Raw genomic sequence first — 15112 nt, 5'->3', positions numbered from 1 at the left:
CCAGGAGTGTGCCCGAGTGTGGCAAGCCGGACTACAGCTGTCGACCTGTGGAGGCAAAGAGGTCGCGGGCGCGGCTGCCGTAGACGGCGATCTCGCCGAAACGAGCGAACATCTGCGCGTAGAGGCCGATCTCGGTCGGCTGGGTGACGGTCAGGTGCCCGGAGATCAGCTCGACGTTCACCTGCTCATTGTCGAAGATCCAGAAGTCCTCGGCCGCGCCGGCCATGCCACGGTCGGGCGACGCGGGAATGACGCCGAGGGACACCGCGGGCCATGTCGTCACCTCGGCCAGGTGGGCCAGCTGGCCGCGCATGACCGCCGGACCGCCGAAGCCGTTGCGTAGCACCGACTCCTCAACGAGGAACACGGCAGTGCGCTGGTTACGGCGCAACACCCGCTGGCGCTTCATCCGGGCCGCGACCGCTGCCTCGACGTCATCGTGGAGCCCGCGCCGCTGCTGGTAGGCCCGTAGCACGGCGCGGGTGTAGTCCTCCGTCTGAATGAGACCGGGGACAATCCAACAACTGTAGGCACGGAACTGACGGGTCCGCTCGTACAGCGGCAGCCTCGCCTCCTGAGCGCGGCGGAGCCCGGAGCGCTCCATCCGCCGCCACTCGACCCACATCCCCTCCGCCGCGTGCAGGGACGCGATCAGATCCGCCGCGTCGTTCTCGACGCCACAGATCTGGCACCAGGCGCGGATGTCAGCCGCGGACGGGGGCCGGGTAGCGTGCTCGATCTTGGAGACCTTCGTGCGCTCCCACCCAGCGCGAACAGCCAGCTCGACCGCGGTCAGACCGGCGTCGCGGCGCAGATCGCGAAGCCGGTCCGCGAGAAGCTGGCGAGCCTGCTGGGCGCTGGAGGAGGACGGAGGCACAGGAGAAAGACTGCCGCGACGGCGACGAGATCGACGTCAGGCCAGGTCGTACTTCTCGTGCGCAACGGCCCGCTCCCACGCGGCCTCGAACGTCGCCGCGCACTGTGCGGCGATCACCGGGTCGGGAGAGAGCCGGGTCTCGAGAAACTCTCCGTCGCCGGAGAAGTAGTTGAACTGGGCTTGCCGGCCGTCGAAGACCCAGAAGTCGTTGGCCGGGAGCAACAGGCCGGTGGCCAGGTGCCGGGGCAGCCAGCGGATCTGCTCACCCGCGGTGACACTCGCCGCGGTCGTCGCGTGCTCGAACCTGATGTAGTCGGTTACCGGCTCGGACACGACCCGGACCCGGCGGACATCGACACCATGACCGGTCACCTCGGCGATCAGGTCCAACCATGGCCGGGGCGCCAGCCGCCGCCGGAACTCCTCCTGGTCGCCGCCCAGCCACGCCTGAAACCACGGGTCGTCGCGATCGTAGGTATCCCGCATCTCCAGATGCACGGCGGAGGACGAACACGCGCGCAGAAGCGTGCCAAACGGCGGGTCGGGCTCCTCAGCCACGCCCGGGATGCGGTCCAGGCCCCCGCCTGCCCTGCTCATAGGTCCCATTGGCCGCCTCCACGATGAACGCCTTCATGACCGCCGGGACCCGGACCACAGCCTCAGCCGGTCCAAGAGGACTGTGCCGCGTGACCTCCGCGAGCGCCTCCCGATCCGTGACCGTCTCGCCCTGAAACCACAGGTCGCCGGTGTCCTCATCCACGAAGACCGCCGGGCAGCCGTTGTCAGGCGACCTCGGGTCGATACCAACGAAACTTAGCCGCATCATGCCCTCCGAACTCGGGAGTGTGCCGAAGTGGGCCGCCCCCGCACAATCAGCCAGACAAGCACAGGTCGTCAAGACTTGACTACGTTGCGAAAGCTGCATCTCCGACTGCCTCCACAGGTCCGAAGGCCCCACCGACCTCGGCGGCCCGCAGCCGCGCCCAGCGCCGCAGCAGTCCGGACGGAAGTCCGGGGAAGCGAACCGGTCACCGGGCGCCGCCAAACTGGTGGCCGAGCCAGCGCACGGTCACGGCGATCGCCTCGTCCTCCCGCTCGCGCGAGTCAAACCCGTGATCCGATCCGGCGACAGTGTGAAAGTCACAGGACGGCCGCGCTTTGGCCGCGTCGCGGGCGATGTCGTACGACACGGCTTGGTCCTGGTCGCCGTGCACGACCAGGGCCGGGACCGAGCTGGTCAGGAAGGACTCCAACGGTGCGGCCCCGTAGGTGTGGAATTCCTCGAATGCCACCCAGCCGAGTTCGAACCCGCCGTCCACCGGCAGGTAGCCGTGTTCCCTCAGGTGGCCAAGTTGGCGGGTGTCGGCGAAGTTCTCGATCCCCCAGGGAAGTTCGGGCTCGATGAATGTCCGGGTCAGGTCGAGTACCGGGTTCCACAGCACCAGCCCACGCACTGGCAGCCGGCTCAGCGACAGGAGCGTCGAGACCGCGCCGAAACTCGCTGCCACTACCGCCAGCGGCTCGCCAAACCGTGTGACCGCATCTTCGATAATCGTGCCCAGGTCGATCATCTCGCCCGCCACCGTGACCCCGCGGGAGGTGCCGTCGCTACGGCCATGGCCGCGGTAGTCGAACCGCACGACGTTGAAACCCTCGGCGGCGAGCCGTTCGGCCAGCCGGACGAACATCCCGCCCTCGTCCATGTCGGCCGTGATGCCATGTGCCTGCACCACGGTCCCGCGTGCCACCGACGCCGACGACACGTGCAGTGCGAGCCGCAGACGAACACCATCGGTCGCGGTCAGGCAGATCTCGTCCATTGCCTGAGTTTCCCTCCATTGCGGACAACCCGTCGAATGCCTCGTCGTGGGTTCCCGTTTCGTTGGTCGGGGCCTGGACCGCAGCACGGTCGGCCAGCGATGAGAGAGGTCCGGGCTTGTCCTATGACCGCACCATCCGGCATGGGACCCCGGTGATCATGCCGCGTCACTGTGAGGCTGGGAAACAGCCGGACTGTGCCGACGAAGGGTGTCGATGGACGGGGATCCCGGCGAATCAGCCGGCCAAGGTTGGGATGCCCAGGCGACCGAAGAGCTTGTCGCGAAAACCGGCCATCTACGGGTTGAACCGGCTGACGGACCACACCCCCGGGCTCGTCGAGGGCGAACTAGCGGATTCCGCCCGGGGAGCCGATGGCAGGTGGGTGATCCTTAGCGGTCGAATTCGCCGTCGCGGGCGCCAGCCAGGAAAGCGGCCCATTCGGCGGCGGTGAAGCGGAGGACGGCGCCATCGGGGTCTTTAGAGTCGCGGACGGCGCGGCCGCCGTCGGGGAGGGGGGTGACCTCGACGCACTGGCTGTCGCCGCTGCTGTGACTGCTCTTGCGCCAGGTGGCCTGGGAGAGATCGTCGTATGGTGTCGCGTCGCCCACGTCCATCACTCCCGTTTCGCCGTCAGGTTGTTGATCAGCGCCGCTGTGTCGTCCGGGCTGAGTGCCTGGGCGCGTAGAAGGTCGAAGACCAGGCTATAGCGGCGGATGTCGGCTTCGGCGTCGAGGAACAGGTCGCCGGCCATGCCGTCGACGTGGATGATCTCTGGGTCGGTGCGGTGCGGGAAGTCCATGATCGAGAACGATCCCTGCATTCCAGGGTGGGCGCCGACGGTATACGGGATCACCTGGATGGTGACGTTCGGCTGGTCGGCGGTCTCGAGGAGCCGGGTGAGTTGGGCGTGCAGGATGCCTGGGCCGCCTACCTGGCGGTGCAGGGCGGCCTCGTCGAGGATCGCCCACAGATGTAGCGGGTTGGCCTTGGTGAGGACGGTCTGGCGTTCGAGGCGGGCTTGGACGCGCTGGTCGATCTGGGTGGGGGTGGCCCTGGGCAGGTTGCCGCGGATGGCGGCCCGGGCGTAGTCCTCGGTCTGTAGCAGTCCGGGGATGAACAGGGACTCGTAGTTACGCACCGCGCGGGCCTCGGCCTCGAAGCTGATGTAGGCGGTGTAGGGCTCAGGCAACTCGGCGTGGTAGGGCCGCAGCCAGCCTTGGATGTCGGCCTCGCGGGACAGCGCGATCAGGTCCTCGCGCTGCTGGTCGGTCGCGCCGTACAGGTTCAGCAGGGCGATCATCGTGCGGCGCTGTGGCCGGGAGCGTGCCGTCGCGGTTTCGTGCCGGTAGAGCGTGGCCGGGTTGATCCCGGTCTGCTCGGCGACCTGCTCGCGAGTAAGCCCGGCTGCTTCTCGCAGGCGACGTAGCTCTGCGGCCAGTCGCCGCGAGCGGACGGTTGGTGGCGCGGGACGTTCCTTCGGCACGCGGCCTCCTCTCCTGCAGCGGAAGCGCATCGATCCGGACAGACCGGCGCCTACAGTCTGCAATCTATGTTCTTAGCAGTCCCATGTTCTTTGCATGCCTTGCAAAAATAGGCCATGCGGGGACATGCTGTGACCGAACCTAGGCGGCCATGCTCTGTCGCCCTCGCCGGGGGCCGAGGGAGCCGTGCAGCGCACGGCGGGTCGCAGAGAGGTGAGGCCGGTGTGTCCAGAACAGAACGCCGCGGGGAAGCCAGACGACCGGCCACCGGCGGCACCCGACGACACCCTGGGTGTCAGCCGGACCGCGACAGTCGTGTTGCCCGCTGACCCGATCGCTTGTCCGTTGGCCAGGCACGTTGTGCGCTGGATGCTGACCTGGTGGCGGCTCGGTCACGCCCTCGAGGTCGCTGAACTGCTAAGCGCCGAGATCGTCACGAACGCTGTCGCCATGAGCATGGCGTCGGGCAGGACGTCGGGCGGGCTTGTTGGCGTGGAGCTGCGCCTGACCATGACGGATAGCCGGCTGCTGATCGAGGTCGCCGATCCCGACCCGAGCCCGCCAGTGCCGCGTGACGCCGGGCCGGATGACGAGAACGGCCGGGGGCTGCTGCTGGTCGAGGCGCTTGCCGACCGGTGGGGTCACCTGGTCCTGACCTGCGCCGATGCGGCGGTCGGGAAGGTGGTGTGGTGCGAGGTCGGGCTGTGCGCGCCGACGACGCCCGCCGGACTGCCCCTTCGCACCGTCGACCCGCTGGCGGTGCCCGGTCGAGGCCGGCGCGGTTCCGCGGAACCGGATCTGGCGGTGCTGCGCCGGGTCCGTGACCGGCTCCACAGGTTGTAGGTGCCCGACCCGGCCTGCCCCGTGGGGAGCTGCGGGGCTGGCCGGCCGTTCTCAGGAGGCCTCCTGTGCCCGTCCTCCCAAAGCAGGATGATCGATCCGATTCCGATCCGGAGGGCCAGGTCTATGGCCTGGTTCGCCTTCCCGACCCCGATTCCGATCCCGACGGGCAGGCGACGCCGGCGGTGATCGTGCCGTTCGAGTCGCCAGCCGCGGCGCATGCCCATGCTCGCCGAGTGGGCGTGTCGCGGTATCTGGTCGGCCCGTTGGTGTTCGACACGGCCACCGATCCTGGCGCCCTGTCAGCGCCGGATTGCGGCACGTCCCGCGCGGTCGCCAGGCCCTCGGTCGCCAGCCCGGCGGCGGCCCGACGCGGCGCGTTCCCGCCGCAACGACACTTCACGGCGACCGTCACGATCGACCTTCCCGACGTCGGGTCTGTCTGTGCCGAGGTGCCGACGTTGGCGGTGCTGGGCGGCGATGGTCTCGTCCTGTCCCAGGCGCCGTGGCGCACGTCGGCGAGCGGCGAGGACGGCCCGGTTGGCCCGGTCGGTCTGCTGCTGTGCAGGCGGAGTCTGGTGCCCGTCGCGCTCAGCCTCGCCGGGCATCATCCGGCCGCCGGGCCGATCGCGGTCTGGCCCGAGGGCGTCCCGGCTGAGCTGACCGCGGTCGCGCTGGCTGTGGGCTGCCTTCTGCGGAAGGTCCGGCCGGCCGGCGGTCCTGCGCCGGTGATGTGCGCGGTGCGTCCGCCGATGCGCCGGACTCGGCTGGTGATCCGCCACCGTGTCACCACCGATCTCGACGGTGAGCAGGCGTTGCTGACGGTCTGGGAGGTGCCTCTGCCGGGACGGGGGGCCAGCGAGGCGGCGCGGGCGCGGCCGGTGGTTCGGGTGGTGGCGGCATGAGGCCGCGTACCAATGTCCGGCCGCTGGTCGGGCGGGCCCCGGCCGGCGAAGTCCCGGAGAACTGGATGGCGGTCGCGGCGGCGCTGAATGTGCGGATGGCGGTCTGCCGGGTCAATCAGCGTGAGCTCGCCGAGCGTTCCGGAGTCTCGGTCGCGACGTTGCGGATCCTGCAGCGGGGCGTGGGCAGTCGCCGCGCGTACAACAGCACGCTGGTCGCGGTGTCGCGTGCGCTCGGTTGGCCCGACGACCATCTGATCCAGGTCCTGCTCGCCGAACCGGCCGAGACCCCCACGGTCTTCGTGGTTCCGCCGGCGGGAGGGGTGTCATCCGAGGCGCCGGCGGAACCGGAGGCGTGGGCGGAGGTTCTGCGTGTCCTGCGTCGCATCGACGGGAACCTCGCCGCCATCGCCCGTCACCTGGCGCGACCTGCACCGACGCGTTGATCGCGGAGATCAACGAAATTTTTGCTTGTTAGCAGCTTCCGGTTTCGGGGTTCCCATTCGCACTGCCTCTATAGGAGCCCGTTTCTCGTGGACCGGAGGTTGCGATGGTTTCCCGTTCTGTGCGCCGACGCGGGTCGTCGGTGCGGATGCGTCGGGTGCGGCGGCTGGTGACGGCGGTCGGTGCGATGGCGGTGTTGGTGGCGTCGTCGGCGGGGACGCCGGCGATGGCGGCGACAACTGCGCCCGCGACAACTGCGCCCGCGAGGACTGCGCCGGGTGCAGGGGTGCCGGGGATCGAGGTGAGGCCGGGGTGGCAGGACATGCCCGGCCAGGACGAGATCCAGTCGCTGTTGGGGGTGACGTCGCAGGTCGGGCTCGCGTGCTGTATCGCCACGTTGATCGTCGGCGGGGCGGTGATCGGTGTCGGTCTGCGGTCAGGTGCTGGGCTGACCTCGGGTCGGGGCCTGGGGATGGTGGCGGGCGGTGGCGCCGGGGCTTTGGTGATCAAGCTGGCGCCGGCGCTGATCGGATGGCTGTACCGGTGACCGCCGCCGAACCCGGCCCCGTCCGCCCTGACAGCGGGTCGACCGGCCACACGTCGCCCCGCGGCGACTGGACGCCCGAGGTCCCTGCCGCTCGGTTCGCTCAGGCCGGATGGGTGCCCGAGCCCGAAGCACCGTCCTGGCCCGCCGAACTGGCCGCCGCGGATCCGGGCGCGGCGGACGGCCTGGACGCCGATACCGGAGAGCGTGGCAGCGGCCCGGGTCGACCGTGGTGGTCTGGCGGGTCGGCCGGGGCGGGCCGGCCCACGGACCCCGGCGCGCCGACGGGTCCGGCCGTGCCGGATGCGCAGGATCAGGTGGAGTGGGCCGCGTTGGACCCGCCAGGCGATCCGCCGTCCCTGCCCGACGGCGGCGCGATGGACGGGCCGCCGTTCGAGGAGGCCTGGACGCCGCCACCGGTCGAGCGGTGGTGGCTGGAGCGGCTGGTCGCGGCGATGCTCGTGGTGACGCTGCTGGCAGCGAGTCTGCTGTGCGCGGTCGTGGTCTGGCGGCTGCTGAACCCGCCCCCGGTGCGTGTCTGTCTGTCCCAGTCGGCCGTGGTGTATAGGTGCGGGACGCCGGGCGGCGACGGCCTGTGGGGCAGTGCGGCGCTGTCGCCCGGGCCGTTCACCGCCGTCGTATCCGTGGCTGCCGGTTCTCGCCGTGCGTCGCTCGGGCCGACGCCGCCACGTCCGGCGCCGCCGGCGTTGTCCCGGGCGGAGTGACGGTGGGCTGGTTGGGGAACCTGTTCGGTACGGGGATTGCTTCGGGGATTCAGGATGTCCTGAGGGCGCTGATCGAGGTCCTGGTCGGGGCGTTTCGTGACCGGACCAGGGATCTGTTGACCGAGTTGTTCGCCACCTCGACGCGGCCGCAGGTGACCGCGTCGAGCTACCTGGCTGGGGACGGGCCGTATCACACGGTGGCGACGTTCAGCGGGGCGTTACTGGTCGGCGCGCTGCTGGTCGGGGTGATCCAGGGGTTGTTGTCGGGGGAGCCTGGGCAGGCGTTCGCGCGGATGTTCCGGCAGCTGCCGGTCGCGGTGCTCGGGATCGCGGGTCTTCCGTGGCTGGTCGACCGGCTGTTGACGATCGCGGACGCGCTGGCCGGCGCGGTCCTGCCCGCGGACACGGCCGCGACGCTGACCGACCGGATGGCGTTGCCGCCGTCGCAGGACGCCCCGGGGCTTCTGCTGACGTTGGTGGTGTTCGTCGGCGGGGTGCTGCTCTACATGGAGCTCATCGTGCGCGACTCGCTGGTGTTGATCGTGGTCGCGCTCGCGCCGCTGAGCCTCGCCGCGTCGGTGCTGCCCGCGGCCCGCGCCGCGGCCGGGCAGGTGACCCGCATGGTGGTCGCGGCGGTGCTCGCCAAACCGGCGATCTTCGTGGCGTTGCGGATCGGGATCGACCAGCTCAACGAGGGCCCGAACAGCGACGGTGCGGCCGGCTGGGGGCAGTACCTGCTCGGCCTGACCACGGTCGTCGTCGCCGTGTTCATGCCGACGGTCGTCTGGCGTCTCATCCCGATCGTCGAGGCGTACACGTTGGCGCAGGGCCTGTCGCGCGCTCCGTTCCGCGCGGCGCAGCAGACCGCGCAGGTCGCCTACTGGGGCCGGGCCCTGGGAGGCGCCGCCCGTCTCGGCGGTGGCCGCGGCGCGGGCGCCGGCCGCGGCGTGGGTGGCGGTCGGGGTGCGGGTGGTGGCCTGCCCGGGGGAGACGCTCCCACGCCGACGGCCGGCAACGGCCCGATCAGACCCCGCAGCCTTCCCGACCCGCCGACCAACGACACCACCACCACCACCGGCGGTGGGCCCGGCCCGAGCACCGGCCCCGCGACCGGTCCGACCACCGGCCGCGGAGCCGGCCCGCGTCCTGGCCCCGCGACTGGCCCAACCGCTGGCCGGCGCCCTGGTGACCGGCCGCCGACCGCCCCCCGCCCCGGCGAGGGGCGGTCACCGGCTAGCCAGCCCGGGCCGGGGCAGGCGGCGGCGCCGCGCCGGCCGGTACGTCCTCAGCCAGGTCCCCAGCCACGTCGCACCCCGCCGCCGCTCGCGCACCCGGGCGGCGCGGCGACGTCGGATCCCGGGCGGTGAGCAGCCCACCGGTCTACCGGCTGCCGCCGCGCCGGGTTGGGACCGCGCTCTACGGCCTGACCGTCTCCCAGCTCACCCTCACCGCCGCCGGCCTGACGTCCCTGATCCTGGCCACGGTCCTCATCCGCGGCCAGGCCGGCTTGCTCACCGGCACCGCCGCCCTGGTCGTCGCGGTGCTGCTGGCCACCGTCCGCCTCGGCGGCGAACCACTACACGACCTGCTCCCGCTGCTCCTCCGGTTCACCGTCGCCGCCCCCCGTTGCCGCGTGGCCGCCCGCCGCACCGCGACGGCGGAGGGTGGGCTGCCGGGCTGGCTACCCGGCCTCGACCTGCTCACCGTCGAGACCCCCGCGCTGGCCACCGTCGACGGCGCCCCGACTGCCGTTCTGCGCCACCGGCGGTCCGGCGCGCTCACCGTCGTCCTCGACATCCGCGGCGGCCCGTTCACCCTCGCTGAACCCGCCGACCAGCACCGCCGCCTCGCCGCCTGGGCCGGCGTCCTGGCCCAGACCGCCCGCGACCCCGCCGTCCTCACTCTCGGCTTCACCGTCCACACCCACCACACCCACGCCGACCTGCCACCCACGCCCGACCTCGCCGACGGCCGCGCCCGCCCCTCACCTCGCCGCACCGACCACACCATCGGGACGAGGACGGCCGCCATGGTCGGCCTCGCGCGCAGCGGCGGCACCGGCGCGGCGGGCGCGGCGGTGGCGTGGGCGTCCTACCGCCGCCTGCTCGCCGACACCCTGCTCCAGCAGCACGACCTACGCCTCTGGCTGACCATCGACCCCCACCACCACCACGACACCCACCGCGCCGACCGAACCCGCCGGCGCGGCGCGCGCCCCGAGCTCGCTGCCGTCAACGCCGCCGTAGCGCTCGCCGCGCGCGCCCGCGCCGCTGGCCTCACCGTCCACGGCGCCCTGTCCCCGGGCCGCCTCGTCGCCGACATCCTCACCCAACTCGACCCCGACACCCCCGACTCCGACGCCACCGCGGAACGGGACGACCCGCAACCGCCCGTCGTCGCGCCGCGCCGCCACCTCACCGTCGTCACCGACCACGAAGCACCACAAGCGACAGCCCTGCCACCGGCGCTTGCCGCGACGGGGACGGCGCCGTCTGTCGGGCTGGCGGCTCGCGCCGGCCTACCCGGTGCCCTTACCGCCCCATCCCACCCACGCACACCGGCAGGCACTCCCGCACCGGCCGCCAGACCTATAACCGTCCACGCCACCGCCCGTCGGCGCCGCTCGACGCCCGGCGCCGCGACGGAAGCCACGCTCGCGATGGTTCCTATCCGCCAGACCGAGCAGACGCCGGTCAACCCCACGGACCCGGAACCCGTATCAGACCCGCGCCGACGTCGCGCCACGCGTGACAGCCAACGCCCGTCCCCGCTCGCACCACCGCGGCGCACCCACCAGCCGACCAGCGGTCCAGCGCGGCCGGCGGCGGAACTCGCGGCCTACTGGGATGCGGTCCGCGTCGGCGCGACCTGGCACCGGGTCTTCCGCGTCGCCACCTGGCCCACCGGCCCGCTGCACCCCGGCTGGCTTGACCCCCTCCTGCACGAGTCCCCACCCGGGCGCACCCTGACCACCGCCCTCACCCCTATCCCACCGGCCGCGTCCCGTCGCCGCCTCAACCACGACACCGCCGCCCTCGACCTGGCGATCCAGATCCGCGACCGCCACGCCGTCCGCATCCCCACCCACCTCGCTCACGCCCGCGAACAGATCGACCAGCGCGACGCCGAACTGTCCGCCGGCCACCCCGAACTCGCCTACCTCACCCTCATCGACCTCGCCGCCCCCGACCGCCTCGCGCTCGACGCCGCCAGTGCGCAGCTCGTCGACCTCGCCGCCCGCGCCGGCATCACCGACCTACGCCCCCTCCACGGCCGCCACCACCCCGCCCTGACCGCCACCCTCCCGCTCGGCCTCACCCCCCGCCGCCCCCACCCCGGAGCCACCTAGTGTCCTCAGGTCTCATCCCACGCCGCTACCGCCGCGGTCGCCGCCGGCCGGGTCCGACGGTGCCACTCACCCTGCCCTGGGACATCGCCACCACCGCCCACCTCTGCGCCCTACACCCGTTCTCCATCGAGACCACCCTCGGCCAGCCAGGCCCGCTGCTCGGTACCGACCGCCTCGCCGGCGGCGGCTTCCACTTCGACCTCGTCACCGCCTACGAACACGGACTCATCCAAGGCCCCAACATGGTCATCTCCGGCGCCGGCGCCCACGGCAAAAGCGCCCTCGCCAAGACCTACCTGCACCGCACCACCGCGCTGACCACCCAGGCCGGCCGCCCCCGCTGGACCGCTGTCCTCGACCCCAAAGGCGAATGGACCACCCTTGGCCATCACCTCGGCTACGCCGTCCTACCCCTCCAACCCGGCGGCACCCTCCGCGTCAACCCCCTCGACACCACCCCCACCACCTCACCCTCAGAACGCCACAGCCGCAGCCCCACCCCACGCGCCGTAGGCGCGCACGCGGCCGACAGCCCGACAGAGCCCGAGCGCGTCGACGACCTGGTCGCCGGTCTCGCCGCGCAACGCGCCGCCGTCCTGGAAACCCTGCTCGCCGTCGCCCTCGACCGCCCCACCCTCGACCCCAGCCAACACCGCCTCCTCCTCGAAACCGCCCGCCACCTCACCACCCACACCCACGCCATCCCCGCCGGTCCCGACGCGCCAACCCTGCACCACGTCCGCCACCTGCTCGCCCAGCCCGACCACACCCTCGCCGCCGGCCTCGACACCACCCTCGACGAACTCCTCGACCGCCGCCGCCCCCTGCTCGACGCCACCGTCACCCTGCTCGACCACGACCTACGCGGCATCGCCGACGGCCCCACCACCCCCGGCCTCGACTGGCGCACCAAGCCCGGCCTCATCCTCGATCTGTCCGCCCTGCTCACCAGTCCCCGCGCCCTCAAGCTCGTGCTGACCGCCGCCACCGGCTGGCTCGCCGCCGTCATGCACAGCCAGCCCGCCACCCACAAACTCACCATCGTCGACGAAGCCTGGATCGCCCTCGACGACCCCGCCATCGCCCGCCACCTCCACAACCAATGGCGCCTCGGCCGCCAGTTCGGCCAAGTCAACATCCTCATCACCCATGCCATCGCCGACCTGAACACCAACCACAACGGCGGCGCCGGCGCGGGCCGCGGGGGCGTTGGCAGCGCCGAAGGCCTCCTCAACACGACGTCGGTCCGGGTCTTCCTCCACCAGAACCCCGAACATGTCGCGCGCCTTCTCGCCGACATGGGTCTCACCACCCGCCAGGCGGCCCTCCTCGACCACCTCCCACCCTTCACCGCCCTGTGGCAGATCGGCCCCCACACCGCCCTCGTCGACCACACCATCGCCCCCGACGAATGGACCTTCGCCGACACCGACACCGCCATGACCGGTAAGCGATAAGGGTGTTACCCCAGTTCGACGACGAGTGGCGTCGACTCGTGATCCAGATAGAAGTGGCCCGGGAAGTACTCGATATGAAGGTGGTGTCCCGATGTGTCGGACTCGGCGAGGGCGCGCATGTTGTCTGCGAGGATCCGAAGTCCAGACGACGGTCCGCTGATGATCATTGTCCCGTCGGCCTGCTTTCCGACACGCGTCGTCGGACGTGTACATGCCGTGATCCGGATACCGGACAGTGCCTCGTCGTAGGGGGCAACATCGGCCATCGCGCTGGTCTCGACATGGTGGTTGCCCGACAGGATGGCGTCGGCCAGCTGTAGCAGACCTGGGCCATCGCCCCGCACGACCAACTCGCCGGTCCGCCCGGACGCCGCGACCAGCATGCGTACTCCCATCGAAGCGGCACCTGTCCGAGGGCAGGTGGGTGCCCACGGTAGCCCCAGCCTGCCGGCATGGGGCCCATCAGCCGTGAACGTCGCCGACCATGCGGGCTTGGTATGGCCCGTGGAATGTGGGTGCACCGGCGCGGGCGTGCCCAGCGGGCAGGTCGATGCCCGCCGGACCGGGTCACAAGTTGGCGTCGGCGAGGATTTGATACATCCGGATTGGTCGCAGCGCGGGGTTGGCAGCGGCGGCGTCGGCGACATAGAAGTCTGGGTCCGAGAGAAGCTGCTCCAGTAGCACATCCGTGATCTTGGGGTGACGGGCGACGCCGCGGCGCAGGGAGGACTCCGAAGCGGCGGCGAGTCGCTGAAGGGCTGTCACCGGTAGTTCAAGATCCTGTAGGGCGAGGCGCTGCACGTGCGGGCTCGGTTCGTCGACGAGCGTGCGCAGGGCGTGACGGGGAAAGTTGGGGTGCTCGACGAGCAGCGGTCGGATGTGGGTCACGTCGCCGTGGGCGCGTACCAGCCGTTCCAGAACGTCCGGTGGGGTGTCCATTCACGGGCCTGGGCGTCTGGGCCGCTGAGCTGGGTTGATGTGTTGGGGTGACACGCCGGGGCTGTTGCTTGATCGGGCCGGCGGTCTGGTGATGATCAGGGGTTGTGGCTGACCCGTCCGCGTCGTTGGAGTCGCGGGTTTCGGCTGCCGAAGAGCGGGTCGGCGAGCTTGCGGAGGAGAACCGGCGGCTGGCGGAGACGAACAGCCGGTTGCGGCGGGTGATCGCAGACATGGCGGAGCGGCACGAGGTGGAGCTGTCCGCGCAGCGCGCGGCGCGGGAGCGGCTGGAGTTGCAGGTCGCGGAGCTGGCGCGGCGGGTCGGGATGGACAGCTCGAACTCCTCGACCCCGTCGTCGAAGGAGCCGTTGGCGGCGAAGGAGCGCCGGAAGGCGGTGCGGGCGGCCTCGCAGCGGGTCCGGTCGAAGGACCGGAAGCCGGGTGGGCAGTCGGGGCGTGACGGTGCGCGGCTGGCCCCGGCCGAACAGCCGGACCGGACCGAGACGGCGGACCAGCCGGACCAGTGCTCGTCGTGTCAGGGTGACCTGTCCGGCGGGCGGGACGTCGGCGCGGGCTGGGCGCAGGTCTGGGACGTGCTGCCCGCGGTGCTGGAAAGGGTGCACTGGGTGCTGCCGCGGCGGCGTTGCGGCTGCTGCGGGAAGGTCACGACCGCCGGGGTGCCGTTCGCCCGGCCGGGCTGTGTGACCTACGGGCCGAACCTCAACGGCGCGGCGGTGCTGCTGGTCTCGGAGGGCAACGTGCCCGTCGAGCGCGCCGCGGCGCTGGTCGACGGGCTGGTCGGGGTGGCGGTGTCGTCGGGGTTCGTCGCCCGCGCGAACGCCCGCCTCGCCGAGCGGTTGGCCGCGGTCGGGTTCGACGCGGCGATGAGGGCGGCGCTGGGTGCCGAGCCGGTGCTGTGCGCGGACGAGTCCCCGGTCAACCTGTGGCACAAGGACACCGACGCCGCCGGCGTGGACCTGGCGGGCAGCCCGCACGTGGTGACGGTGCGCACTCCCGGGCCGGGGCTGGTCTGGTACGCCCCGGTCCACTCCCGCTCGTCGAAGGCGCTTCACGACCTGGGCGTGCTCGACGGGTTCACCGGCTACCTGGTCCGCGACGACTACTCCGGCTGGGCGCAGTTCGACGCCCAGCTCAAAGGCGTCCAGCAGTGCCTGGCCCACATGGTCAGACATCTCCAGGGCGTCTGGGACCTGCACCACGACGAGCAGCGCTGGGCCCGCCGCGTCCAGGACACACTGCGTGAGGCGCACGCCGCCGTTCTCGCCGCGATCACGGCGGAAGCCGACCAGCTCGACCCCGACCTGCTCGAAAGCCTGCGCGCCCGGTACGACAAGGACGTCGAGTGGGGCCGGATCACCAACCGCTGCCGCGACTGGCACGACGGCAACCACCCCGGCCTCAAGCTCGCCCGAAGACTCGCCGACAAGGCCGGACAGGTCTGGCTGTTCACGACCAACTTCGCCGTCCCCTGGACGAACAACCCCGCCGAGCAGGCACTGAGAGGACCGAAACGCCACCAGGCGGTCTCGGGATACTGGCACACCCAGACGACCCTGGCCGCCTACTGCCGCGTGCGCTCCTACCTCGTCTCTGCCAGAGACCACGGTGTCCGCGCCCTCGAGGCCATCCGCACCGCCCTCACCGGCAGCCCCTGGCTACCAGTCCCAGCCACCGCCTGAAACAACATCAACACGGTTACCCCCGTGAATGGACAC

At 71.5% G+C, this 15112-nt stretch carries 16 protein-coding genes; 9 read left to right on the top strand and 7 right to left on the bottom strand.

Translation table 11 applies throughout. The features are described from left to right. Positions 1-31: 31 nt before the first annotated feature. The 5 genes from BCD48_RS08715 to BCD48_RS08690 all read right to left on the bottom strand — a co-directional run bounded on the left by BCD48_RS08715 (position 32) and on the right by BCD48_RS08690 (position 4181). Complete coding sequence (locus tag BCD48_RS08715) at positions 32-877, bottom strand: helix-turn-helix domain-containing protein (RefSeq protein ID WP_071047812.1); 846 nt, start codon at positions 875-877, stop codon at positions 32-34. A 36-nt stretch (positions 878-913) separates the two neighbouring features. Further along, positions 914-1474 (bottom strand): DUF6879 family protein, encoded by a 561-nt coding sequence (locus BCD48_RS08710; RefSeq protein ID WP_241841597.1) that lies wholly within the window; start codon positions 1472-1474, stop codon positions 914-916. Positions 1475-1905: 431 nt separating this feature from the next. After that, entirely contained in the window at positions 1906-2697 is a 792-nt protein-coding gene (locus BCD48_RS08700; protein WP_071047810.1) for an alpha/beta hydrolase, read from the bottom strand. Positions 2698-3087: 390 nt separating this feature from the next. After that, on the bottom strand, positions 3088-3312 hold the full coding sequence (locus BCD48_RS08695; RefSeq protein WP_071047809.1) for a DUF397 domain-containing protein: 225 nt from the start codon (positions 3310-3312) through the stop codon (positions 3088-3090). Continuing rightward, on the bottom strand, positions 3312-4181 hold the full coding sequence (locus tag BCD48_RS08690) for a helix-turn-helix domain-containing protein (protein WP_198543153.1): 870 nt from the start codon (positions 4179-4181) through the stop codon (positions 3312-3314). Before BCD48_RS08690 ends, BCD48_RS08695 begins: the two co-directional genes overlap by 1 nt. Positions 4182-4365: 184 nt before the next feature. Here BCD48_RS08690 and BCD48_RS48825 point away from each other — a divergent pair, with 184 nt between their 5' ends. From BCD48_RS48825 to BCD48_RS51115, 8 genes are all read left to right on the top strand, one after another. Beyond that, the gene (locus BCD48_RS48825) at positions 4366-5022 is read left to right on the top strand and encodes an ATP-binding protein (RefSeq protein ID WP_349308000.1); all 657 of its coding nucleotides are present in this window, start codon (positions 4366-4368) and stop codon (positions 5020-5022) included. A 65-nt stretch (positions 5023-5087) separates the two neighbouring features. Continuing rightward, a complete protein-coding gene (locus BCD48_RS51125) occupies positions 5088-5924 on the top strand; it encodes a hypothetical protein (protein ID WP_071047806.1) in 837 nt (278 codons plus the stop codon). After that, complete coding sequence (locus tag BCD48_RS08675; RefSeq protein WP_071047805.1) at positions 5921-6367, top strand: helix-turn-helix domain-containing protein; 447 nt, start codon at positions 5921-5923, stop codon at positions 6365-6367. Before BCD48_RS51125 ends, BCD48_RS08675 begins: the two co-directional genes overlap by 4 nt. A gap of 155 nt (positions 6368-6522) precedes the next feature. Then, on the top strand, positions 6523-6912 hold the full coding sequence (locus BCD48_RS51120; RefSeq protein ID WP_083418350.1) for a hypothetical protein: 390 nt from the start codon (positions 6523-6525) through the stop codon (positions 6910-6912). After that, positions 6897-7634, top strand: coding sequence for a hypothetical protein (locus tag BCD48_RS08665; RefSeq protein ID WP_131803846.1), 738 nt, complete (start codon positions 6897-6899; stop codon positions 7632-7634). Before BCD48_RS51120 ends, BCD48_RS08665 begins: the two co-directional genes overlap by 16 nt. A 2-nt stretch (positions 7635-7636) precedes the next feature. Further along, positions 7637-9001 carry a TrbL/VirB6 family protein gene (locus tag BCD48_RS08660; RefSeq protein WP_071047803.1) on the top strand — a complete coding sequence of 455 codons (1365 nt, stop codon included), beginning with the start codon at positions 7637-7639 and terminating at the stop codon, positions 8999-9001. Further along, positions 8998-10983: a putative type IV secretion/conjugal transfer ATPase gene (locus BCD48_RS08655; protein ID WP_071047802.1), complete on the top strand. Its 1986-nt coding sequence runs from the start codon at positions 8998-9000 to the stop codon at positions 10981-10983. Before BCD48_RS08660 ends, BCD48_RS08655 begins: the two co-directional genes overlap by 4 nt. 59 nt (positions 10984-11042) lie before the next feature. Next, complete coding sequence (locus BCD48_RS51115) at positions 11043-12440, top strand: putative type IV secretion/conjugal transfer ATPase (protein WP_157910453.1); 1398 nt, start codon at positions 11043-11045, stop codon at positions 12438-12440. Positions 12441-12445: 5 nt separating this feature from the next. On the opposite strand, the gene BCD48_RS08645 is transcribed toward BCD48_RS51115, so the two are convergent. Both BCD48_RS08645 and BCD48_RS08640 read right to left on the bottom strand, forming a co-directional pair. Continuing rightward, complete coding sequence (locus BCD48_RS08645) at positions 12446-12835, bottom strand: Imm32 family immunity protein (RefSeq protein ID WP_131803844.1); 390 nt, start codon at positions 12833-12835, stop codon at positions 12446-12448. Between the two features lie 172 nt (positions 12836-13007). Next, positions 13008-13379: a hypothetical protein gene (locus tag BCD48_RS08640; protein WP_071047799.1), complete on the bottom strand. Its 372-nt coding sequence runs from the start codon at positions 13377-13379 to the stop codon at positions 13008-13010. Between the two features lie 104 nt (positions 13380-13483). Here BCD48_RS08640 and tnpC point away from each other — a divergent pair, with 104 nt between their 5' ends. Continuing rightward, entirely contained in the window at positions 13484-15076 is a 1593-nt protein-coding gene (gene tnpC, locus BCD48_RS08635; protein WP_071047798.1) for an IS66 family transposase, read from the top strand. Positions 15077-15112: the final 36 nt, after the last annotated feature.

The organism is Pseudofrankia coriaricola (assembly GCF_001854805.1).
Lineage (GTDB): Bacteria > Actinomycetota > Actinomycetes > Frankiales > Frankiaceae > Pseudofrankia.
The sequence above is the reverse complement of the archived record's forward strand: the minus strand, read 5'-3'. Positions and strand labels throughout refer to the sequence as shown.